The organism is Mesorhizobium sp. P2_E7 (assembly GCF_056403855.1).
The window spans coordinates 246,030-268,101 of record NZ_JBFUER010000005.1 but is presented as its reverse complement, the minus strand read 5'-3'; the positions used below and the strand labels follow the sequence as shown (position 1 = coordinate 268,101).

Below are 22,072 nucleotides of genomic sequence, written 5' to 3'. Positions count from 1 at the left end.
TGAAGCCGGCTGCGGCCAGGTCGCAATTTTCGCTGCTCCAGTCGCGAATGGCAATTGAAAGTCTTGAGCTGGCGGGGCGTTATGCCAGCCCATGAAAACCGTTACTGAATTTCCCCGCAAGGTCGTCGAATTCCCGGATATGGGCATCGTCATGCCGGATGGCTGCCGGCTGTCGGCGCGGGTGTGGATGCCGCAGGATGCGGGCGATGATCCGGTGCCGGCGATCCTCGAACATTTGCCTTACCGCAAGCGCGACGGCACCATCTTTCGCGATCAGCTGACGCATCCCTATTTCGCCGGCCACGGCTATGCCTCGATCCGCGTCGACATGCGCGGCAATGGCGATTCCGAAGGGCTGATGGACGACGAATATTCCGAGCAGGAATTGCAGGACGCCTGCGATGTCATCGCCTGGGCGGCAGCACAGCCCTGGTGCAACGGCAATGTCGGCATGATGGGTATTTCCTGGGGTGGCTTCAACTGCCTGCAGGTGGCCGCAAAACAGCCGCCGGCGCTGAAGGCTGTTGTCAGCCTGTGCTCGACCGTCGACCGCTATGCCGACGACATTCACTACAAGGGCGGCTGCCTGCTGACGGAAAATTTCGGCTGGGCCTCGACCATGCTGTCCTATTCGTCGCGGCCACCGGATCCGTTGATTGCGGGCGACAACCGGTGGCGCGATCTGTGGCTGACGCGGCTGGAGAACCAGGAGTTCCTTTTACCGCTATGGCTCAGCCACCAGCACCGCGACGCCTATTGGAAACGCGGTTCGATCTGCGAGGATTATTCCGCTGTCAAAGCGGCCGTGCTGTCGATCGGCGGCTGGCATGACGGCTACCGCAACACGATTTCGCACCTCGTCACCAACATCCATGCGCCGGTGAAGGGCATTGTCGGGCCTTGGATCCACAAATACCCGCACTACGCCGGACCAAAACCCGCCATCGGTTTCCTGCAGGAGGCGTTGCGCTGGTGGGATCGCTGGCTGAAGGGCGTCGACACCGGCGTCGAGGCCGACCCGGCCTACCGCGCCTATGTGATGGACAGCGTCCGCCCCGCGCGCTGGCATCCCGAGCGGCCGGGCCGCTGGGTTGCCGAACAGGAATGGCCGTCGCCCGGTATCAAGGTCGAGGCGATCGAACTCATCGCTGCGGGCGCCAGGCCGGCGATCGTGGCGACGCCGCAAAGCTGCGGGCTTGCCGGTGGCGAATATTTTCCCTTCACCTTCGGCCCGGAACTGCCGGGCGACCAGCGCCCCGACGATGCGCTGTCGGTTTGCCTTGACCAGCCTGTGCTCGCGGAGGCCATCGACATTGTCGGCGCGCCCGAGCTTTTGGTCAAAGTCTCGTCAGATCGGCCACAGGCCAACATCGCGGTGCGGCTGTGCGACGTGCACCCCGACGGCGCCTCGGAGCTGATCTCCTACGGCGTGCTCAACCTGACGCATCGCAAGTCGCATGAATTCCCGGAAGCGCTGGTGCAAGGTGAAACTGTTTCGGCACGTGTCGTGCTCGACCAGTGCGCCTACCGCGTGCCGGCTGGACACCGCCTGCGTATCGCCATTTCGAACGCTTACTGGCCGATGATCTGGCCGTCGCCGGAGCCGGTGCGGCTTGACCTTTCGGCGGCGACGCTGAAGCTGCCGCTGCGCCCGCTTGCGAAAGGCGACGAGGCATCATTCCTGGCCTCCGAAGGCGCAACGCCCTGGGCGACCGAGACGGTCCGGGCGGCGAATTCCGAGCGTCATGTCGATCGCGACGAAAAGACCGGCATCGTCACGCTGTCGATCACGGACGATTTCGGCGCGGTGCGCGATCTCTCGCATGGGCTGGCCAATGGCAGCATCGCCCGCGAGACGTGGGCCATTCATCCCGACGACCCGCTGTTGGCCTCGGGAAAAACCCACTGGACGCAGACCCTGTCGCGAAATGAATGGTCGGTGCGCACCGAGACATCGGCCGAAATGCGCTGCGACGCGCAAAACTTCATCGTCAGTGCCAGAATCGAAGCCTATGAGGGCGAAACGCTGGTTTTCGAGCGAGATTTCGAAGAGACGATTCCACGCGACCTGCTCTGAGCGCAGATCCGACTGGTCCAGTTGCGACGTGCGATTTACGCCACGGCATGTCGCATTCGGTCTTGCTTATGGCTTTGCCCTTCGGTCAATATCTCTTTGGTAACAACAAACAAAAAACGACCACAAGGTCGAACCAACAGAGTGAGGAACTCAAATGTCTAACGAACTCGAATATCTGAGCCGGCGCGTTGCGTCTGGCAAGCTGAGCCGTCGTGATTTTCTCGGCCGCGCGGCCGCGCTCGGCGTCACCGCACCCTTCGCCAACATGCTGCTTTCCAGCGCGGCTCGCGCGGAAGGCCCGGTCAAGGGCGGCACGCTGAAAGCCGGCCTGGTCGGCGGTGAATCCACCAACAGCCTCGATCCGGCGCTGATGATGACGCAGGTGCCGTTCGCCTTCGGCAAGTGCTGGGGCGAAATGATCGTCGAGCTGTCGCCCGAGGGCAAGCTCGAGAACCGCATCGCCGAAGAGATTGGCTCGTCGGACGACGCCAAGGTGTGGACGCTGAAGATCCGCGACGGCGTCGAGTTCCACAACGGCAAGACCGTGACGGCCGAGGACGTGGCTGCCACACTCGAGCGCCATTCGGACGAAAAGTCGAAGTCGGGCGCGCTCGGCTACATGAAGGGCATCGAAAGCATCAAGGCCAGCGGCAAGGAAGTGGTGCTGACGCTGAAGGAGGCCAACGCCGACCTTCCCTATCTGCTCAGCGACTATCACCTGATCGTCCAGCCCAATGGCGGTAAGGACAAACCCGATGCCGGCATCTCGGCCGGCCCGTACGTGGTCAAGACCAACGAGCCCGGCGTGCGCCATGTCGGCGAGCGCTTCGCCAATTACTGGCAGGGCGACAAGATGGGCCATGCCGACCAGATCGAAGTCGTCGTCATCAACGACGCGACGGCGCGCACGGCGGCCCTGCAGGGCGGCCAGGTCAACATGATCAACCGCGTCGAGCCGAAGATCGTCGACCTGATCAAGCGCGTGCCCGGCGTCACCATCCGCAATCACGCCGGCCCCGGCCACTACGTCTTCATCATGCATTGCAACACAGCGCCGTTCGACAACAACGACCTGCGCATGGCGCTGAAGCTGGCCATCGACCGCGAGGAGATGCTGAACAAGGTGCTGCGCGGCTACGGCTCGCTCGGCAACGACTTCCCGATCAATTCGTCCTATCCGCTGTTCACCGAGATCGAGCAGCGCAAGTACGATCCCGACAAGGCCAAGTTCCACTACAAGAAGTCGGGCCATGACGGCACCGTGCTTCTGCGGACCTCGGATGTCGCCTTCCCGGGCGCGGTCGACGCCTCGCAGCTCTTCCAGCAGAGCGCAGCCAAGGCCGGCATCAAGATCGAGCTCAAGCGCGAGCCCGGCGACGGCTACTGGAACGAGGTCTGGAACAAGCAGCCCTTCTGCGCCTCCTACTGGGGCGGCCGCTCGACCCAGGACCAGATGTACTCGACGGCCTATCTGTCGAGCGCCGACTGGAACGATACCCGTTTCAAGCGTCCGGATTTCGACAAGATGGTGCTTGCCGCACGCGCCGAACTCGACGAGACCAAGCGCAAGCAGATGTACCACGACATGGCTGTCCTGGTACGCGACGAGGGTGGCCTGATCCTGCCGATGTTCAACCAGTTCATCGATGCCACCGGCGCCAAGGTCGGCGGCTGGGTCGACGATCCGCATCAGGAGCTGATGAACGGCTACGCACTGGCTAAGTGCTGGCTCGAAGCCTGAGCTCGGCTTTGCGGATATGTCCTCACCCATCTTGAAACTGATTGCCCAGCGCGTTGCGCTGGGCATCGTCCTCCTGTTGGCCGTTTCGGTCCTGATCTTCGCCGGTACACAGATTCTGCCCGGCGACGTCGCGCAAGCCATTCTCGGACAGTCGGCGACGCCGGAGTCGCTCGCCAATCTGCGCGAGCAGCTCGGCCTCAATCAGCCGGCTTACATCAGGTATTTCCACTGGCTCGGCGGTGCGCTCACCGGCGATCTCGGCACGGCAATGTCGAGCGGCCAGGATATTGCGACCTCGATCAAGGGACGGCTGTGGAACACGCTGTTCCTGGCCTTCTGGGCAGCGGTCGTAGCCGTGCCGCTGGCCATCATTCTCGGCCTGATCGCGGTGCGTTACCGCAATGGCTGGGTCGACAAGCTGATCTCCGGACTGGCGCTCGCTTCGACGTCCTTCCCCGAGTTCTTCATCGGCTACGTGCTGGTCTTCTTCTTTGCCGTCAAATATCAATGGTTTCCGGCAATTTCCACGGTCTATGACGGCATGCCGTTCGGCGAGCGCATGCAGGCGATCGCCCTGCCGGCCGCCGCGCTGACGCTGGTTGTTCTTGCCCACATGATGCGAATGACCCGTGCCGCCATCCTCAACGTCATGCAGTCGGCCTATGTCGAGACGGCGGAACTGAAAGGCCTGTCGGCCTTCAACGTCATCCGCAAGCATGCCTTCCCCAACGCCATCGCACCGATCATCAACGTCGTCATGCTCAACCTCGCCTACCTCATCGTCGGCGTCGTCGTGGTCGAGGTGATCTTCGTCTATCCCGGCATGGGACAATATCTGGTCGATCATGTCACCAAGCGCGACGTGCCGGTGGTGCAAGCGGTCGGCCTGATCTTCGCCGCCGTCTATATCACCTTGAATATCATTGCGGACATCGGGGCGATCGTCGCCAATCCGCGCCTCAGACATCCGAAATAGGGGGCGGGCATGCTCGATATCAGACGCATCCCCATCCCCGCACTGATCGGCATCGTGCTGACGACAATGTTCGTCGTGGCAGCCGTGTTTGCGCCATGGATCGCGCCGCACGGCAATGCCGAGATCGTCAGCGACGTTCCTTGGGAACCGATGTCTTCGGCGCATTTGCTGGGCACCGACAATCTTGGCCGTGATCTGTTGTCGCGCATGATCTACGGCGCCCGCATCACACTGTTCATCGCAGTGCTGGCCACCGCGCTGTCGTTCTCGCTCGGCGCCATTCTCGGCTTTTCGGCGGCGGTGTTCGGCGGCTGGTTCGACACGCTTTTGTCGCGCCTCGTCGATCTCCTGATGTCGATCCCGACGCTGATCATGGCGCTCGTCGTGCTCTCGGTGCTGCCGACCAATCTGGTGACGCTGATCCTGGTGATGGGCGTTCTCGACTCGACCCGCGTCTACCGCCTCTCGCGCGCTGTCGCCGTCGACATCAACGTCATGGACTATGTCGAAGCCGCCAAATTGCGCGGTGAAGGCAGCGGCTGGATCATCTTCCGTGAGATCCTGCCCAACGCGCTGTCGCCGCTGGTGTCCGAACTCGGCCTGCGCTTCATCTACGCCGTGCTGTTCCTGTCGACGCTGTCCTTCCTCGGCCTTGGCGTGCAACCGCCGGATGCCGACTGGGGCGGCATGGTCAAGGAAAACAAGGACGGCATCGTCTTCGGCATCGGCGCCGCGCTCATTCCGGCGGCGGCGATCGCCGCACTGGCAATCTCGGTCAACCTTGTCGCCGACTGGATCCTCAACCGCACGACAAGCCTGAAGGGAGGACGCGGGTGATGGCCGACACAAAAGCAAAGCCCGGCCTGTTGCTCGATATCCGCAACCTGCGCATCGAAGCGACAGTGTTTCCGCCTGGCGAAGCGCCGAAGAACATCGTGCTGGTGCACGATGTCTCGCTGACGCTGGAAAAGGGCAAGGTGCTCGGCCTGATCGGCGAGTCCGGCGCCGGCAAGTCGACCATCGGCCTGTCGTCGATGGGCTATGGCCGCGGCGGCGTGCGCATCACCGGTGGCGAGGTGCTCCTCAACGGCCGCGACATCCTCAAGGGCGGCAAGGAAGGTTTCCGCAAATTGCGCGGCCGCGAGGTCTGCTATGTCGCGCAGTCGGCGGCCGCCGCCTTCAACCCGGCGCACAAGCTGATGGACCAGGTGGTGGAAGCCACGCTGCTGCACGGCACGGCGACACGGGCCGAGGCCGAGAAACGCGCCGTGGCACTGTTCAAGAAGCTCAGTCTGCCGAACCCCGAAACCATCGGCGAACGCTTCCCGCACCAGGTCTCCGGCGGCCAGCTGCAGCGGGTGATGACGGCGATGGCGCTGTGCTCGGAACCCGATTTGATCGTCTTCGACGAGCCGACCACCGCGCTCGATGTGACGACGCAGATCGACGTGCTGGCGGCAATCAAGGACGCCATTCGCGACACCCATGTCGCGGCGCTCTACATCACCCACGACCTTGCCGTCGTCGCCCAGGTCTCTGACGAGATCATGGTGCTGCGCCACGGCAGGCTGGTCGAATGGGGCGGCACCCGCCAGATCATCAAGGAGCCGCGCCAAGAGTACACCAATGCGCTGGTGTCGGTACACGAGATCGAGCACGCCGAGCAGAAGCCCGGAGCGACACCGTTCCTGTCGGTCAAGAACGTCACCGCCGCCTATGGCGGCGGCAACGTCAAGGTGCTGAAGAACGTCTCGGTCGACATCTATCCGGGCCAGACGCTGGCCGTCGTCGGCGAGTCCGGCTCCGGCAAGTCGACGCTGGCGCGCGCCATCACCGGGCTTTTGCCGCCCGAGGAAGGCACTGTCACCTTCGACGGCAGGCCGCTCGCCAACCGGCTTGCCGACCGGCCAAAGGAGGATCTGCGTCAGTTGCAGATGATCTACCAGATGGCCGACGTGGCGATGAACCCGCGCCAGACCGTCGGCACCATCATAGGCCGGCCACTGGAGTTCTATTTCGGCATACGCGGCCGCGAGCGCGACAAGCGCGTCGCCGAACTGCTCGACGAGATCGAGATGGGCAAGGGCTTCCTAGACCGCTATCCGGCCGAACTCTCCGGCGGCCAGAAGCAGCGCGTCTGCATCGCCCGTTCGCTTGCCGCCAAGCCGAAGCTGATCATCTGCGACGAGGTGACATCGGCGCTCGACCCGTTGGTGGCCAACGGCATCCTCAAGCTGCTCTTGAACCTGCAGCAGCACGAGAAGGTCGCCTACCTCTTCATCACCCACGATCTGGCGACGGTGAAGTCGATCGCCGATTCGATCGCGGTGATGTATCGCGGCGAGGTGGTGCGCTATGGCGCCAAGAGCAAGGTGCTGACGCCGCCCTTCGACGCCTATACCGACCTGCTCCTGTCCTCCGTTCCCGAGATGGAGATCGGCTGGCTGGAGAAGGCGATCAAGGGACGCCGCATGGCGAGCGCGGGCAACTAGGCGGCCGGCTTCCGCCTCTCTCAAGACATCTGGGGCTTGGCCTGGCCGGCCGCCCCGGATGCTGACCTCTCCCGCAAGACCGCATGGAGCCGCCGATGGCGCTCAAGACCAAGCTTCTCCTCATTGTCCTCGATGGCGTGCCCTACCGGAACTGGCGCCGGCTGATGGGCAATCTCGAAGGCTGGGTGCAGTCGGGCGAGGCGCAAGTGTGGAAGATGCGCTCGGTGCTGCCGTCGACCTCGGCCTGCTGCTACGCCTCGATCCACACCGGGGTGTCGCCACAGGAGCATGGCATCCTGTCCAACGAGAACCGTTTCTTGGTCAACAAGCCGGACATCTTCTCCGAGGTCAGCAAGGCCGGCGGAAAGACGGGCGCGGTGACGCATTCCTACTGGTCGGAATTCTTCCGCTCCTATCCGTTCGACCTCGTCGAGGACATGGAGTATGACGAGCCGGAGGGGCCGATCACGCATGGCCGCTTCCACACCATGACCGGCTACAATCTGAAGAACCAGATGACGCCGAGCGACGTCGATCTGTTTGCGACGCTGACCATGCTGACCCGGCGCCATGGCATCGATTACGGCATCCTGCACACCTGCACGCTGGATTCGATGGGCCATCGCTTTGGCCATGATTGCCACGAAATGGACCATGCCTGCTATGCGATGGACGGCATGCTGGCGGCGTTCCTGCCCCTCTGGCGGCAAGCCGGCTACGAGGTGATCGTCACCGCCGACCACGGCCAGACCGACCGCGGCCACCACGGCGGCCATGACGACGAAATGCAGGATTTCGCGCTGTATTATTTCGGGCAAGGCATGGGGCCGCAGGCGGACACGCTGCTTGATCAGCTGCAGCTGGCGCCGACGGTGCTGAAGCGGCTGGGTGTGCCGGTGCCGGAGACGATGAAGGCGAAGCCGTTTTTGGGGTGAGCGGGCGAGGCGCATGCGCTTACCTTCTCCCCTTGTGGGAGAAGGTGGATCGGCGCGCAGCGCCGAGACGGATGAGGGGTGCGCGACAGAGCGCGGTGTGAAAGATCGAAGAATCTGAAGCGCTTACTTCTGCAAAGCAGCGATCCGTCCAGCACCCCTCATCCGACCTCGCTTCGCGAGGCCACCTTCTCCCACAAGGGGAGAAGGTAAGAACCTCACCCTACTGGCAACACTCCCTCTCTTCGGTTAGCTTCGCCAAAATTCCTTGGCGGAAGGATGAACCTTTTTGGACCGATCGGCGACAGAGCAGACAGGAGCCAGGCGGCTCGACCGGCCATGACGGCAGCGACAGAGACTGATCGCGCGCTTGTCGACCGGGTCGCGAAGGGCGACCGTGCCGCTGTTCGGCTGCTGTTCATGCGTCACCACGCGCGGATCTACCGCTTCGTGGCGCGCCAGACGGGATCGGAAATGATGGCCGACGATATCGCAAACGAGGTGTTTCTTGAGCTGTGGCGCCAGGCGCCCGGCTTCGAAGGACGCTCGGAAGTCTCGACATGGCTGCTCGGTATCGCCCGCTTCAAGGCGCTGTCGATGCTGCGCAAGAAAAAGGAAGACTGGATCGACGACGACGATGCGGCGCAGGTCCCCGATAGCGCCGACACGCCCGAAGTCGCCACCATGAAGGAAGACAAGGGCGCGGCCTTGCGGCGCTTCGTCGATGCCTTGCCGGAAGAACACCGCTCGGTGATCGACCTTGCCTATTACCACGGACAGTCGGTGACAGAGATCGGCGAGGTGCTCAACATCCCGGTCGCCACCGTCAAGACCCGAATGTTCTACGCCCGCAAGAAACTCGGCGAAGCCCTCAAGGCCGCCGGTTACGACAGGGGGTGGCCATGAGTAATCCTGAAGATATGAGTGCCGCTGAAAAGATGTCGCGCCGCGACGAAATGGAAACGCTCCTGCCGTTCTACCTGAACGGCTCACTGGAAGGCTCCGACCTCCAAGCCGTCGAGGAATGGCTGGCGTCCGATCCGGCGGCAATGGCCGCACTTGGCGAGGCCGAGGTCGAATTCTCCGGCACCACCGCCGCCAACGAGGCGATCCGGCCGCCGGCCGATGCGCTCAGCCGCTTTGCCAAGGCGCTCGACGCCGAGGTCGGGCCGGTGCGTGCGCCGGCGGGCCGTTCCTGGCTGGCGCAGGCGCTCGACCGTTTCATGGCGGTGCCGGTCGGCGTCGCCTGGGCGGCAGCCGCAGTGTTGCTGGCGCTGATCGTGGTGCAGTCCTATGTGCACACCGGCGGCAAGGGCAATGATTTCGAGATTGCCGGCACTGAGGATGATCTGGCGAAACTGCCGTTCGCGCTGGTCAAGTTCAAGCCGGAGGCCAAGATGTCCGACATCGCCGTCTTCCTCGACCAGAACGGATTGAAGATCGCCGGCGGGCCGACGGCCTCGGGCGTCTTCCGCATTGCCATCCCGGCCAAGACCGGAGCAGACTATACCAAGTTGCTCGGCCTTATTGCCGCCCAGCCTTTTGCGGAGACTGTGATCGAGGGAAGGAAACCGGTTGATGGCAGCTAAGGCGGTCATTCGATTTGCAATCCTGGCGGCGGCGATGACAATCGCCGCCGTGCCCGCTTTAGCACAGACCAGCGACCCCAATGCCGGCCGCACAAAAGTGGACTGCACCGACACGACAGGTGCTGCGGTAGCCGACTGCCCCAAGGACGACAAGAGTGGCGAAGCGGGCAGCGGCCAGGGCGCTGTTGTCCTTCCGGCCCTGATCGTCGACCTGTTTCCCAATCCGCCTGCTGCCGCGGCGCCGGTGCCGACGCCACGGCCGTCAGCACCGCCAGCCGACACCCAGGCTGGCCCGCCAGCCAGCGGCCCGATCGTTTCGCCGACCGATCTTGTCGCGACCGCGCCGCGGCGTGCCATCGCCGGCGATTTCGTGCCCGACGAGGTGCTGGTGACCGTCGATGGTGACGCCGGCGCCGTTCAGCAGATCGCCGCCTCGTTTGGCCTGCAAGTGCGCTCGCAACGCCAGTCGCGGCTGCTCGGCACCACGCTGGTGCGCTTCGGCATTCCCGACGGTCGCCCGGTCGGCACCGTGCTGGCGCAGCTGGCCGCCGATGGCCGCACCCAGCGGCGCGAGCCGAACCATGTCTATTCGCTGCAGCAGGCGGCTGGCATCGTCAACTATGCCTTCGAGCGCATCCAGCTCGACAACAAGCAGGCAAGCGGCGAGAACGTGCGCGTCGCCGTCATCGACACCGGCATCGACGACACCAATCCGGCGCTGGCGGGCGTCATTGCCGACCAGTTCGACGCCATGCCCGAAGTGCCGGTCGAAAAGCGCGACCATGGCACCTCGGTCGACGGGCTGATCGCCGGCGTCGGCGCGCTCGAAGGCATGGCGCCAGGGGCCAGGATCTATCATGCGCGGGCCTTCGAGGACGGCAGGTCGACCATGGATGTCATCCTGTCGGCGCTCGACTGGGCGGCCGAGCAGAATGTCAGCATCATCAACATGAGCTTCGTCGGCCCCAAGAACGATTTGCTCGCCACCGCCTGCCGCAATGCGCGCGGGCTCGGCATCATCCTGGTTGCCGCCGCAGGCAACAATGGCCCGAAAGCGCCGTACGGCTATCCGGCAGCCTATCCCGGCGTGATCGCGGTGACCGCCACCGACGCCAAGGACGGGCTGATGCCGCAGGCCAATCGCGGCGCCTACGTCTTCATCTCGGCGCCCGGCGTCGAGATGGTGGCGCCGAGCGGCGCCGGCTCGGACGTGGTCACCGGCACCTCGTTCGCCGCCGCGATCGTCTCCGGCGCCATCGCCAATTTGATCCACGCCGCACCGGAGCGCTCGGCCGACGACATCGAAAAGGCGCTGGCCGCTACCGCGAGGGATCTCGGCCCGAAAGGCCGCGACAAGGATTTCGGCTATGGGCTGCTGGACATCAAAGCGGCCGGAGCGGCGAAGAAGTGAATTTGCGGCACGGCCCCTTCAAGTGGCAACAGCGCGCAGTGGCATCTCACGCTTGATCGTCCTGTCGACGTAGTCGGTCAGATGCGCGGTTAGTTCCCGCGCGTCGTCCTCGGCGCCGTGAATGAAGCTCGATTTCCGGCGACGCAAATATGGCAGTCCCATCACATAGAGCCCGGGAACCTCAGCAACGCCTCGATCGTGCTTAAGGTCGCCCTTGCGATCGAAGATCGGCAAGTCCAGCCAGGAAAAGTCCGGCCGAAAACCGGTGGCCCATAGCACCGTGCGAATGTCTTCGCCGAGTTTAAGATTCATTTGCGGCGGCGCGTCGATTGCAGTGGGGACAAAGCGCTCTACGGGACCGACGCCGGACGGTGCATTCGCCTCTGCCCATTCGTCGATCGCCGTGAGCAGCCGATTCATCTTCAGGTCGGCGAGCGCGCAGACGTTGCGAAGCGATCCGGAAAGCTGGGCGATGGAGTCGCGAATGCCCATCAGGCGTCCGATGATTTTAACGCCTTGCCCCTGCAGGACATTGAGGTCGAGCGTGGCGCGGTCTGATCTGCCGACAAGCTGCGGCGACGGTACTCTTCGGGCGCGATCGGGGTCGTAAACGTCTTCGATGCGCTGGTCGAGCACGCCCGTCGCAAGCATCCACCATTGGATATCGCGACCTCTATAGACGCGCGGCAGCCGGACGTGTTCGCCCACCGCGAGCGTGACGGGCCGGCCGCTGAGCTGGATCTCTTGCGCCAATTGCAGGCCTGTCGCCGATGCTCCAACCACGAGCACCCCGCCAGGGGCAAGTTGCCCCGGATGGCGGTAGGAGTGCGCCGATAGCTGTTCGACGGTGGCTGGCATGGAATCGGCCAGTCGCGGTATTACCGGCTTGTTGAAGGCGCCAGTCGCGAGCACGACGGCACGGCACAGCCAGTCCCCATTTTGGGTTTCCACCCGAAAGCCGTGGCTGATCTGTGCAACTCTGTTGACTGTGGTGTGCGTCAGAACCGGTGCTGAGGTGTATGTGGCGTAATCGGAAATGAAATCGGCGACCTGTCCGGCGCTCATGTAGCCATCCGGGTCGTCGCCTCGGTACGGGTAGTCGGGGAGCCGCGCCATCCAGTTGGGAGTGAGCAAGCGCAGCGAATCCCAGCGCTCCGTGCGCCAGCTATTCGCCACCTCGCCTCGCTCGAGAATCACATGCCTGAGCGAGTGCTGGCCTAGCAGATAGCTCATCGCCAGGCCCGAGTGACCGGCGCCGATGACGACGACGTCAACGGCGCCGGCGATCCCGCGTGATGCGCTTTCGCTCATCAGGACTTGCTCGAAGTGACCGTGACATCGGTTGGGTTGGCGATCACGTCAAAGACGGCCGAGCGCTTCTGCGACTGCGCGACAAGAGCGGCTATATCGTCCGCGCTGGCGTCCGCGTCGATGTCGTAGTGCACCTTGATGCCGTCGAAGCCGTTGCGCACGTCCGGGTCGATGCCGAGGATGCCCTGGATATTCATGCCGGCTTCGAGCGTTGCCCTGACAGAGTGGAGCTGGATGTTGCGATTTTGCGCGACAGCCGCGATGCCCGCGGTCAGACAGCCTGCCAGGCCGACCAGCACAAACTCGACCGGTGTCGCACCCTTGTCCTCGGATGCAAAGATTTCCGGGTGATCGGACTCGAACTTGTAGGTCTGGCGATGCTGCTGTTCTGCGCCGAGGCCGAAGAAGCCGTCGACGGTCGCTCTGTTGTGGGTCCCCTTGACCCATTCGCTCGTCGCGCGCCACTTGAAGCGGGCTGCCTCGGGGGCATCCTTCAGCGCGTCACGGGCGCCAAGCAGGGCGGCTACGTTGACACCATTTGTGGCGGCTTCCGTGTGTTTGGTCATATGTCGTACTCCTGTTGACAGGTGAGAGTCCGGCTTACGGCGGACGGAATGTTCTTCCCACGGGCGTGTTGTGCGCAGCATGGGAGTGAGCGTGGAATCGCCTGGCGAAGCGTTGTGCTGGCGTAACTCCGGCAAAGCCGAACGCCAGCTATCGCCGAGGTTGGGGTGGTGCCTCGTTCAGAGGATCCTGCCCCAGCTGTTGGATGAGAGCCTTTTCTGGCGCGGTGTAACCGGCCAGCCAATGTCCTTTTGAATTTCCAACGGCAGACTATTCAGAACGCGTTCGGATTTTCTTGCTTCACGGGCGTTTTTGATGGCCGCCCCATAGCGCGCGACCGTTTCAAACATTGACATCTTCATCTCCTGTAGAGCTTTGGGTGCCTCGGGTTATGCCCATGCAACCGCTCAGCAGTATGTTAAATGCTCCACATTTGTATCTGCAAGGTTGCACCAAAACAGGCGGTCGGTAACAAACTCGCAGATGATGTACGCGAGGGATTTCGGCTACGGGTTGCTGGACACGAAGGCGGCGACGAAGAAGAAGTGACGGATTCATGCGCCCAATTCAGAGGGCCGGACCTAACCGGACAGGGCTTCCATCATGGAAGCGCGACAGGCGGAAACGGCTGAGGTCGTGCCCTATCTCGTTTCCCTGAATCATGTCGGCAACGACACGGCCTATGCCGGGCCCGATGCCGAAGCCGTGACCACTCATTCCCGTCGCGACGAAAAGACCACCGACTGCCGCCACGCGGTCCACGACGGGGACGACATCAGGCATGGCGTCGATCATGCCGCCCCAGCCGGCCTTCAGGCGAACGGTTTCGAAGTTTGGAAAAAGCTGTTTGAAATTGCGTTCAATCGAACGCAGACGGGCCGGTTCAGGGGCGGGGTTGAGTACCCGCATTCTCTCGAAAGGACTTATGGAATCCGGCGTCCAATCGCGCGGCGTCGACCAGGCATCAGGATAGCCTGACGGCGCGGACGGAAAGTAGCGTGTTCCCAACGGGTTGGCCCTGAGCGCAGGAAGATATTTGGTGGCGTGCCGGAAGGCGTCAGGCCCCAGGTAAAGTAAGCTACTGCCGCCCGGGGCGAGCGTGTATCCGCCATCCTGCCGACGCCTGAAAGCGATGTGATCGTCGGCTGCCGCACCTGCATAGATTTCAGGCAGGGGTTCCGTTGCGGCTACGGTTACCCTGACGCTGAGCTGAGGGATGGAGACGCCGTGTCTGCGCAAGAACAGGGATGACCAGGCGCCGCCCGCCACCAGTACGCTGGAGGTCTCGATGTATCCCGCCTCGGTCCACACGCCCTTGATTTTGCCACCTGAGATTTCGAGGCTTCGCGCTGCGCAACTCTCTACGATTCTGGCGCCTTTTCGCACGGCAAGCCGGGCAAGTGCCGGCACCGCCAGCCAAGGCTCTGCACGCATGTCGGAGGGCGTCGTCATCGCGCCCTTGAATTTGCGCGACATGCCTTTGATGAGCTTCGCGGTTTCGTCGCCGTCCAGGAGGCGGGTGTCGAGATCATGGATCGCGGCGATCTTCATGAACTCCTCGAAGCCGGCCATGTCCTTGTCGGAGTTCGCCAGATAGGTCACGCCTGTCTGGTTCAGCCCGATGTCTTCGCCGCACTCCTCAGCCAGTTGCCGCCACAGGCGAATAGCCTCGATGACGATGGGCAGTTCGTCGGCGTCCCGTCCCTGCTTTCTGATCCAGCCCCAGTTGCGGGACGACTGCTCTGCCGCAACGCGTCCTTTTTCCAGCAGCGTCACCGGGATGTTCCGCGCCGCAAGGAAGAGCGCTGTCGTCACGCCGATAACACCGCCACCAATGACCACCACCTCCGAACTCTTCGGCGGTGGACCTGGATGCTGGATTGGATCCGTTTCGGAGAACGGGAATGTGGGCAAGTGGCGCACCTGTAGGCTGGCTCTGGCTTACTGGTTGACACCCTGTAGAAGCCAAATCAAGGACAGACCCAGGCAGACCGTTGTCCCACGACACTTCAATCTATCTGCAGTCAACGTCCGCAAGGGGTCGAATTCGGCCCAACGGACTGACCGGATTGACCTCACCTCGGCGCCCCAGCCACCGAGCCCCTGACCACCAGGTCGACCGGCCAGACCTCGCCGCGCGCCCCTTCTTCCAGACCGGAAATGCGCGCCGCCAGCCGCTCGGCGACGCGGGCGCCGGCGAGGCGGATCGACGAGCGTGTCGTCGACAGCGGCACGGAGAAATTTTCCGGCTTCAGCCACGGAAAAACGTCGTCATGGGCGATCAGCGACAGGTCGCCGGGAATGGAGAGGCCAAGATCGCGCACCGCGCGCACGACGCCGAGCGACATGATCAGGCTGGAGCAGGCGATCGCTGTCGGCGGTTCGCTCTGTTCGAGCAGGCGCCGGGCGGCGCGATAGCCGTTCTCCTCGGTCATCGTCACCGAGCAGACATGGCGCTCGCCGAGCGCCAGGCCGCTGGCGGCCAGCGCGCGGCGCATGCCGCGCTCACGGTGGATGGCGAAGGTTTCGCGGTCGTCGCCATTGATCAGCGCCAGCCGACGATGGCCGAGCTGCACCAGCAGCCGGGCCGCCTCATGGAAGGCCCCCTCATTGTCGATATCGGTGAACGGATAGTCGAAGTCGAAGCCGTCGCTGCGGCCATGGACGATGAAGGGGATGCCCAGCGTGTTGACCAGCGCCACCCGCCGGTCGGCCGGCCGTGGCGAAGAGATGTAGACGGCGTCGACCTGACGGTTGGCGACGATACGGCGATAGGTGGTCTCCTGGTCGTCGGCATCGGCCGGCGACAGAACGAGGTCGAGTTCGTGCGAGCGGGCATAATCGCCCAGGCCGGACAGGAATTCGACGAAATGCGGATCGATATCGACCGAGGCGCCGGTCGGCAGGACATAGCCGATCATGCCGGTCTTGCCGGTGGCCAGCCGGCGCGCGCTGGGGTTGGGCCGGTAGCCGTGGCGCTTGGCGGCATCCACCACGCGCCGGCGGGTTTCCTCGTTGACCTCCGGATAGCCGTTCAGCGCACGGCTGACCGTTGTCTGCGACAGCGCCAGCATATGGGAGAGCTGTTTCAGGTTCACTGGGAGGCCTCCAGCCTCAAAGCGCTTTTAATTTCGGATCCGCGCGGGCGCCATGGCGGGCGCTTCCGAACCATGGGACCATACGCACTGGTCCGGCCAGTTTGAAGCATAATACGCTGCTGCACCGCCAAAAAACTATGCTGCAGTGCACTTTATCAAGTGTTGCAGCCCGAAATCAAATCGATTAGACCGCTACCCTCTTGACTTCCGTTGGATTCAATGGCGAGATCAAAAAGACCAAAGCGCTTTGGAAGACTCTTTCGAAAGGTTGCGGTTCCTTTCCGAGTGAGTCACAGTCCTGCAGCGTCGGCGGACGGAATGGAGGTTCCGTCCGGGTGTATGTGACCACTGGGAGGAATACCGATGAAGAAGATGCTTCTGCTTGGCGCCGCGTTTGCAACGCTCGCCCTGAGCCTGCCGGCGCAAGCCGAACTGAAATTCAAGCCGGGTGAAGACAAGCGCTTCAACTGGGCCAACTACGAAGAGCTGAAAAAGGTCGATCTCAAGGGCGAGACGCTGACGATCTTCGGACCCTGGCGCGGCGAGGACGAAGGCCTCATCCGCACGGTTCTCGAGTATTTCCAGGAAGCCACCGGCGCCGAGATCAAATACTCCTCGTCAGAGAACTACGAACAGCAGATCGTCATCGACACCCAGGCCGGCAGCCCGCCCAACATCGCCGTGCTGCCGCAGCCGGGGCTGATCCAGGACCTGGCCTCCAAGGGCCTGTTGACGCCACTGGGCGACGAGACCGCCAATTGGGTCAAGGACAATTACGGCGCCGGCCAGTCATGGGTCGATCTCGGCACCTTCAAGGACAAGGACGGCAAGCCGGGCTTCTTCGCGTTTCCCTACAAGGCCGACGTGAAATCGCTGGTCTGGTACTCGCCGGACAATTTCGAGGAAGCCGGCTACAAGGTTCCCAAGACCCAGGAAGAGCTCGCCGATCTCGAAAAGAAGATCATCGCCGACGGCGGCACGCCGTGGTGCATCGGCCTCGGCTCTGGCGGCGCCACCGGCTGGCCGGCGACCGACTGGGTCGAAGACATCATGCTGCGCACCCAGCCGCCAGAAACCTACGACAAGTGGGTAAAGAACGAGATCCCGTTCAACGACCCGGCGGTGGTCAACGCCATCGATATCTTCGGCAAGATCGCCACCGACGACAAGATGGTCGATGGCGGCGCCAAGGCGGTTGCCGCGACCGACTTCCGCGACAGCCCGAAGGGCCTCTTCTCGGTGCCGCCGAAATGCTACTTGCATCATCAGGCCTCGTTCATCCCGACCTTCTTCCCGGAAGGCACCAAGGTGGGGCAGGACGCCGACTTCTTCTACTTCCCGCCCTATGCCTCGAAGCCCGAGCTTGGCACGCCCGTGCTTGGCGCCGGTACGCTCGCCATGATCACCAAGGATTCGAAGGGCGCCCGCGCGTTCATCGAATTCCTGAAGATGCCGCTGGCGCATGAAATCTGGATGGCCCAGGGCGGCTTCGTGACGCCGCTCAAGTCGGTCAACAAGGATGCCTATGCCAGCGACGCGCTGAAGAAGCAGGGCGAAATCCTCGCCAATGCCTCGACCTTCCGCTTCGACGGCTCGGACCTGATGCCGGGCAAGATCGGCGCCGGCGCCTTCTGGACCGGCATGATCGACCTGGTCGGCGGCAAGTCGGCCCAGGATGTCGCCACCGACATCCAGAAGAGCTGGGACGCGATCAAGTAATCAGCGGCAATCAGCAGCCGCTCAGGCTGCAGTTTTAGAACGTCCTCCACAGACTGGATCCGGGCCTTTTTGGCCCGGATCCGACCGGCGGCTTTAATCTTCAATTTTGATGCATGTCGTTCCCTCAAAACCGTGACCACTTTTGAGCGACATGCACTACGCCGGACCGATTTGCGTTCGTTCGTTCCGAATAACTTAAATCGGCGCATTGCCACATCGCCAGGGCTGTTCAAAGCCCGGCCGATCATGCGCAGGGAGAGGGACCCATGGCTGCTCAGATATTATCGGCCATTTTTGTCATCATCATCGGCGTCGGCGGCTGCGTCGCCTATTTCTGGGGCGCCAACAAGCTGGTCGACCTGATATTCCCGTCGCGCGGCGTCGCCGGGGCTGCGGCCATCGACAATCTGCGCCGGCAAGGGCTGGTCCGTCCGTGGCTGTTCGTCGGCCCGGCGATGATCATCCTTACCGTCTATCTGATCTATCCGGTGGTGGCGACGCTCTGGCTGTCCTTCCTCGACCGCGGCGGCCAGCATTTTGTCGGCTTCGCCAACTATGAATGGGCGTTCGGCGACCGCGAGTTCCGCAACTCGATCCTGAACAATATCATCTGGCTGGCAGTGGTGCCGGCGGCGTGCACCTTCCTTGGGCTGATCATCGCCGTGCTCACCGACAAGATCTGGTGGGGCACGATCGCCAAGAGCCTGATCTTCCTGCCGTTGGCGATCTCCTTCGTAGGTGCCAGCGTCATCTGGAAATTCATCTACGAATATCGCGGCGAGGGCCAGACGCAGATCGGCTTGCTCAACGCCATCATCCAGTATTTCGGCGGCCAGCCGCAGGTCTGGATATCGCTGCCGTTCTGGAACAATTTCTTCCTGATGATCATCCTGATCTGGATCCAGACCGGCTTTGCCATGGTCATCCTGTCTTCGGCGCTGCGCGGCATCCCCGAGGAGACACTCGAAGCCGCAGTCATCGACGGCGCCAACCCGTTCCAGATTTTCTGGAAGATCATGGTGCCGCAGATCTGGGGCACCATTGCCGTGGTCTGGACGACTATCACCATTCTGGTGCTGAAAGTGTTCGACATTGTGCTGACCATGACCAACGGCCAATGGAACAGCCAGGTGCTGGCCAATCTGATGTTCGACTGGATGTTCCGCGGCGGCGGCGATTTCGGTCGCGGCGCCACCATCGCCATCATCATCATGATCGCTGTCATTCCGATCATGGTCTGGAACATCCGCCAGGCGAACAAAGAGACGGGAGGACATTGAGATGGCCGTCGCAACCGGAAAATCCTTTGCCAGCCGTTTCGGCGTCCACATCGCCGTCCTCATCTTCGTTGCCATCTGGACCGTGCCGACGCTCGGCATCCTCGTCTCTTCGCTGCGCGACAAGGACCAGATCATCGCCTCGGGCTGGTGGAACTCGTTCTCCAGCTCCACCCAGACTGAAGCCGGCCGGTTGCCGCCGGCCTCGGCGCAGGTTGAGAAGGACGGGAAATTCGTGCTTGCCGGCAACATCTTCGGCGATGCTGTGGCGCGCAACATCAGCGCCTTCGGCGTCAAGTCGGCCGCGCCGACGCAATATCCGGCCGGCACGACTGCCGATCTCGGCGACGGCGTCACCTTGCAGCTCAATGCCGACGGGACTTTCGTTATGTCGTCGCCAAAAGCCTTTGAAGGCGACCGGGGCCAGCGCGTCTATTATGCCTCGTCGGCGCCGCCGAAATTCACCACCGACAATTACAACACGGTGCTGTTTTCGGAAGGCATCGGCCGCTCCTTCATGAACTCGCTGACCGTCACCATTCCGGCGACCGTCATCCCGATCCTGATCGCCGCCTTCGCCGCCTATGCGCTGGCCTGGATGCGTTTTCCCGGCCGCGCGCTGCTCATCGCCGTCATCATCGGCCTGCTGGTCGTGCCGCTGCAGATGTCGCTGATCCCGTTGCTCAAACTCTACAACGGCGTCGGCACTTTCTTCGGCGTGCCGTCGAAAACCTATCTCGGGATCTGGCTGGCGCATACCGGCTTCGGCCTGCCCTTCGCCATCTATCTCCTGCGCAGCTACATTGCCGGCCTGCCGCGAGAGATCATGGAATCGGCGCGTATCGACGGCGCCAGCGATTTCGAGATCTTTGTCAAGATCGTGCTACCGCTGTCGTTCCCGGTGCTGGCCTCTTTCGCCATCTTCCAGTTCCTGTGGGTGTGGAACGATCTGTTGGTGGCGATGGTTTTCCTCGGTACCGAGGGCGATCAGATCGTGCTGACCGCCAAGCTCAATGCGCTGCTCGGTTCGCGCGGCGGCGACTGGGAGATCCTGACGACATCGGCCTTCGTGACCATCATCGTGCCGCTGATCGTGTTCTTCTCGCTGCAGCGCTATTTCGTCCGCGGGCTGCTGGCCGGCTCGGTCAAAGGAGGTTGAGACTGATGCAATCCGCTTTGAAGGCGACTTCGAAACCCGATCTCGCCGTCGATCGCGACTGGTGGCGAGGCGCGGTGATCTACCAGATCTATCCGCGCTCCTACCAGGACTCCAATGGCGACGGCATCGGCGATCTCAAGGGCATCATCCAGAGGCTGCCCTATATCGCTTCGCTGGGTGTGGACGCCATCTGGATTTCGCCCTTCTTCAAGTCGCCGATGAAGGATTTCGGCTACGACGTCTCGGACTATTGCGACGTCGACCCGATGTTCGGAACGCTCGCCGATTTCGACGTGCTGGTTGCGGAAGCCCATCACCTCGGCCTCAAGGTGATGATCGACGAAGTGTTGTCGCACACCGCCGACATCCATCCATGGTTCAAGGAAAGCCGCGCCAACCGAAGCAACCCGAAGGCCGACTGGTATGTCTGGGCCGACGCCCGGCCGGACGGCACGCCGCCCAACAACTGGTTGTCGATCTTCGGCGGCTCAGCCTGGCAGTGGGACACCAGCCGCCAGCAATATTATCTGCACAATTTCCTGTCCGAGCAGCCGGACCTCAACTTCCACAACAGGCAAGTCCAGGACGCGCTGCTCGACGTCACCCGGTTCTGGCTGGAGCGTGGCGTCGACGGCTTCCGCCTCGACACCATCAATTTCTATTTCCACAGCCAGGGCCTGGAGAACAATCCGCCGCTGCCGCCGGAAGAGCGCAACGACCAGACCGCACCGGCGGTCAATCCCTACAACTACCAGGACCACATCTACGACAAGAGCCGGCCGGAGAACCTTGCCTTTCTCGAACGGTTCCGGGCGCTGCTCGATGAATATCCGGCGACCGCCGCCGTCGGCGAAGTCGGCGATTCGCAGCGCGGGCTGGAAGTGGTCGCCGCCTACACGGCCGGCGGCAAGCGCGTCCACATGTGCTATTCCTTCGATTTCCTGGCGCCGGAAAAGATCAGCGCCGGCAAGGTGCGCCAAGTGCTGGAAGCCTTCGGCAAGGTCGCCAGCGACGGCTGGTCATGCTGGGCCTTCTCCAATCATGACGTGATGCGTCCGGCTTCGCGCTGGGCCGCCGATGAGGCCGATCCGGCCGCCTATCTCAAGGTGATCTCGGCGCTGCTGATGTCGCTGCGCGGCTCGGTCTGCCTCTATCAGGGCGAGGAGCTTGGGCTGGGCGAAGCCGAGCTTAAGTTCGAGGATCTGCAGGACCCCTACGGAATCCGCTTCTGGCCCGAATTCAAGGGCCGCGACGGCTGCCGCACGCCGATGGTGTGGGACGCGACCGCCAGCAATGCCGGCTTCTCGACGGCCAAGCCCTGGCTGCCGGTGCCGGGCAAGCATTTGTCGCAAGCGGTCAACGTGCAGCAGGGCGACGCCGCCTCGCTGCTCGAGCACTACCGGCGCTTTCTCGGCTTCCGCCGCCAGCATCCGGCGCTGGCCAAAGGCGACATCGAGTTCATCGAAAGCGAGGGCAACACCGTCGCCTTCACCCGCCGCGAGGGCAATGAGCAGATCGTCTGCGTCTTCAATCTGGGCAGCAGGCCGGCCGAAGTCGATCTCGGCGGCCAGGCGCTAAAACCCTTGGCCGGACACGGTTTTTCGGCACAATCCGGCACAGGCTCCATCCGCCTCGGCGGCTACGGCGCCTGGTTCGGGCGTATCGACTGAGTTTTGACGAAACGGAATTTCTTGAGGAAATCTGGGTTCTCTAGGGAAATCACTGG

Annotated in this window: 18 protein-coding genes; 13 read left to right on the top strand and 5 right to left on the bottom strand. The window is 62.9% G+C overall.

From position 1 onward, the window contains the following. Positions 1–91: 91 nt before the first annotated feature. From AC1DYC_RS24215 to AC1DYC_RS24175, 9 genes are all read left to right on the top strand, one after another. On the top strand, positions 92–2,077 hold the full coding sequence (locus AC1DYC_RS24215) for a CocE/NonD family hydrolase (protein WP_477410312.1): 1,986 nt from the start codon (positions 92–94) through the stop codon (positions 2,075–2,077). 154 nt (positions 2,078–2,231) lie between these two features. After that, positions 2,232–3,818: an ABC transporter substrate-binding protein gene (locus AC1DYC_RS24210; protein ID WP_477410311.1), complete on the top strand. Its 1,587-nt coding sequence runs from the start codon at positions 2,232–2,234 to the stop codon at positions 3,816–3,818. Positions 3,819–3,834: 16 nt separating this feature from the next. Next, the gene (locus tag AC1DYC_RS24205) at positions 3,835–4,794 is read left to right on the top strand and encodes an ABC transporter permease (RefSeq protein WP_477410310.1); all 960 of its coding nucleotides are present in this window, start codon (positions 3,835–3,837) and stop codon (positions 4,792–4,794) included. Positions 4,795–4,803: 9 nt separating this feature from the next. Further along, positions 4,804–5,631 carry an ABC transporter permease gene (locus AC1DYC_RS24200; RefSeq protein ID WP_352582416.1) on the top strand — a complete coding sequence of 276 codons (828 nt, stop codon included), beginning with the start codon at positions 4,804–4,806 and terminating at the stop codon, positions 5,629–5,631. Continuing rightward, positions 5,631–7,286, top strand: a complete 1,656-nt coding sequence (locus AC1DYC_RS24195; protein WP_352555783.1) for an ABC transporter ATP-binding protein — start codon at positions 5,631–5,633, stop codon at positions 7,284–7,286. The genes AC1DYC_RS24200 and AC1DYC_RS24195 overlap by 1 nt, the downstream gene beginning before the upstream one ends. A gap of 95 nt (positions 7,287–7,381) precedes the next feature. Next, positions 7,382–8,221, top strand: coding sequence for an alkaline phosphatase family protein (locus AC1DYC_RS24190; protein WP_477410309.1), 840 nt, complete (start codon positions 7,382–7,384; stop codon positions 8,219–8,221). A gap of 336 nt (positions 8,222–8,557) precedes the next feature. Further along, positions 8,558–9,124 (top strand): sigma-70 family RNA polymerase sigma factor, encoded by a 567-nt coding sequence (locus tag AC1DYC_RS24185; protein WP_477410308.1) that lies wholly within the window; start codon positions 8,558–8,560, stop codon positions 9,122–9,124. 14 nt (positions 9,125–9,138) lie between these two features. Beyond that, a complete protein-coding gene (locus AC1DYC_RS24180; RefSeq protein ID WP_477410545.1) occupies positions 9,139–9,807 on the top strand; it encodes an anti-sigma factor in 669 nt (222 codons plus the stop codon). After that, positions 9,797–11,218, top strand: coding sequence for a S8 family serine peptidase (locus tag AC1DYC_RS24175; protein WP_477410307.1), 1,422 nt, complete (start codon positions 9,797–9,799; stop codon positions 11,216–11,218). The genes AC1DYC_RS24180 and AC1DYC_RS24175 overlap by 11 nt, the downstream gene beginning before the upstream one ends. Positions 11,219–11,236: 18 nt before the next feature. Here the strand turns inward: AC1DYC_RS24175 and AC1DYC_RS24170 are convergent, their stop codons facing one another. The 5 genes from AC1DYC_RS24170 to AC1DYC_RS24150 all read right to left on the bottom strand — a co-directional run bounded on the left by AC1DYC_RS24170 (position 11,237) and on the right by AC1DYC_RS24150 (position 16,191). Continuing rightward, positions 11,237–12,529: an NAD(P)-binding domain-containing protein gene (locus tag AC1DYC_RS24170; RefSeq protein ID WP_477410306.1), complete on the bottom strand. Its 1,293-nt coding sequence runs from the start codon at positions 12,527–12,529 to the stop codon at positions 11,237–11,239. Beyond that, entirely contained in the window at positions 12,529–13,095 is a 567-nt protein-coding gene (locus tag AC1DYC_RS24165; RefSeq protein ID WP_477410305.1) for an OsmC family protein, read from the bottom strand. Before AC1DYC_RS24165 ends, AC1DYC_RS24170 begins: the two co-directional genes overlap by 1 nt. Positions 13,096–13,272: 177 nt before the next feature. Further along, positions 13,273–13,449: a hypothetical protein gene (locus AC1DYC_RS24160; protein ID WP_192255001.1), complete on the bottom strand. Its 177-nt coding sequence runs from the start codon at positions 13,447–13,449 to the stop codon at positions 13,273–13,275. Positions 13,450–13,660: 211 nt separating this feature from the next. Further along, positions 13,661–15,007 carry an NAD(P)/FAD-dependent oxidoreductase gene (locus AC1DYC_RS24155; protein WP_477410304.1) on the bottom strand — a complete coding sequence of 449 codons (1,347 nt, stop codon included), beginning with the start codon at positions 15,005–15,007 and terminating at the stop codon, positions 13,661–13,663. A gap of 161 nt (positions 15,008–15,168) precedes the next feature. Further along, the gene (locus AC1DYC_RS24150) at positions 15,169–16,191 is read right to left on the bottom strand and encodes a substrate-binding domain-containing protein (RefSeq protein WP_477410303.1); all 1,023 of its coding nucleotides are present in this window, start codon (positions 16,189–16,191) and stop codon (positions 15,169–15,171) included. Between the two features lie 363 nt (positions 16,192–16,554). Between AC1DYC_RS24150 and AC1DYC_RS24145 the strand changes: the two genes are divergently transcribed. The 4 genes from AC1DYC_RS24145 (at position 16,555) to bglA (ending at position 22,016) form a co-directional block, all read left to right on the top strand. Then, positions 16,555–17,910: an ABC transporter substrate-binding protein gene (locus AC1DYC_RS24145; protein ID WP_477410302.1), complete on the top strand. Its 1,356-nt coding sequence runs from the start codon at positions 16,555–16,557 to the stop codon at positions 17,908–17,910. Between the two features lie 266 nt (positions 17,911–18,176). Then, positions 18,177–19,190 carry a carbohydrate ABC transporter permease gene (locus AC1DYC_RS24140; protein WP_023668891.1) on the top strand — a complete coding sequence of 338 codons (1,014 nt, stop codon included), beginning with the start codon at positions 18,177–18,179 and terminating at the stop codon, positions 19,188–19,190. Between the two features lies 1 nt (position 19,191). Continuing rightward, complete coding sequence (locus AC1DYC_RS24135; RefSeq protein WP_112562034.1) at positions 19,192–20,346, top strand: carbohydrate ABC transporter permease; 1,155 nt, start codon at positions 19,192–19,194, stop codon at positions 20,344–20,346. Positions 20,347–20,351: 5 nt separating this feature from the next. After that, a complete protein-coding gene (bglA, locus tag AC1DYC_RS24130) occupies positions 20,352–22,016 on the top strand; it encodes a beta-galactosidase BglA (RefSeq protein WP_477410301.1) in 1,665 nt (554 codons plus the stop codon). The last annotated feature ends 56 nt before the right edge of the window (positions 22,017–22,072 follow it).

Excerpts from the sequence above, each read along its gene's own strand:
- AC1DYC_RS24215 (WP_477410312.1), top strand. The coding sequence starts at position 92 with ATGAAAACCGTTACTGAATTTCCCCGCAAGGTCGTCGAATTCCCGGAT.
- AC1DYC_RS24210 (WP_477410311.1), top strand. The coding sequence starts at position 2,232 with ATGTCTAACGAACTCGAATATCTGAGCCGGCGCGTTGCGTCTGGCAAG.
- AC1DYC_RS24205 (WP_477410310.1), top strand. The coding sequence starts at position 3,835 with ATGTCCTCACCCATCTTGAAACTGATTGCCCAGCGCGTTGCGCTGGGC.
- AC1DYC_RS24200 (WP_352582416.1), top strand. The coding sequence starts at position 4,804 with ATGCTCGATATCAGACGCATCCCCATCCCCGCACTGATCGGCATCGTG.
- AC1DYC_RS24195 (WP_352555783.1), top strand. The coding sequence starts at position 5,631 with ATGGCCGACACAAAAGCAAAGCCCGGCCTGTTGCTCGATATCCGCAAC.
- AC1DYC_RS24190 (WP_477410309.1), top strand. The coding sequence starts at position 7,382 with ATGGCGCTCAAGACCAAGCTTCTCCTCATTGTCCTCGATGGCGTGCCC.
- AC1DYC_RS24185 (WP_477410308.1), top strand. The coding sequence starts at position 8,558 with ATGACGGCAGCGACAGAGACTGATCGCGCGCTTGTCGACCGGGTCGCG.
- AC1DYC_RS24180 (WP_477410545.1), top strand. The coding sequence starts at position 9,139 with ATGAGTGCCGCTGAAAAGATGTCGCGCCGCGACGAAATGGAAACGCTC.
- AC1DYC_RS24175 (WP_477410307.1), top strand. The coding sequence starts at position 9,797 with ATGGCAGCTAAGGCGGTCATTCGATTTGCAATCCTGGCGGCGGCGATG.
- AC1DYC_RS24170 (WP_477410306.1), bottom strand. The coding sequence starts at position 12,529 with ATGAGCGAAAGCGCATCACGCGGGATCGCCGGCGCCGTTGACGTCGTC.
- AC1DYC_RS24165 (WP_477410305.1), bottom strand. The coding sequence starts at position 13,095 with ATGACCAAACACACGGAAGCCGCCACAAATGGTGTCAACGTAGCCGCC.
- AC1DYC_RS24160 (WP_192255001.1), bottom strand. The coding sequence starts at position 13,449 with ATGTCAATGTTTGAAACGGTCGCGCGCTATGGGGCGGCCATCAAAAAC.
- AC1DYC_RS24145 (WP_477410302.1), top strand. The coding sequence starts at position 16,555 with ATGAAGAAGATGCTTCTGCTTGGCGCCGCGTTTGCAACGCTCGCCCTG.
- AC1DYC_RS24140 (WP_023668891.1), top strand. The coding sequence starts at position 18,177 with ATGGCTGCTCAGATATTATCGGCCATTTTTGTCATCATCATCGGCGTC.
- AC1DYC_RS24135 (WP_112562034.1), top strand. The coding sequence starts at position 19,192 with ATGGCCGTCGCAACCGGAAAATCCTTTGCCAGCCGTTTCGGCGTCCAC.
- bglA (WP_477410301.1), top strand. The coding sequence starts at position 20,352 with ATGCAATCCGCTTTGAAGGCGACTTCGAAACCCGATCTCGCCGTCGAT.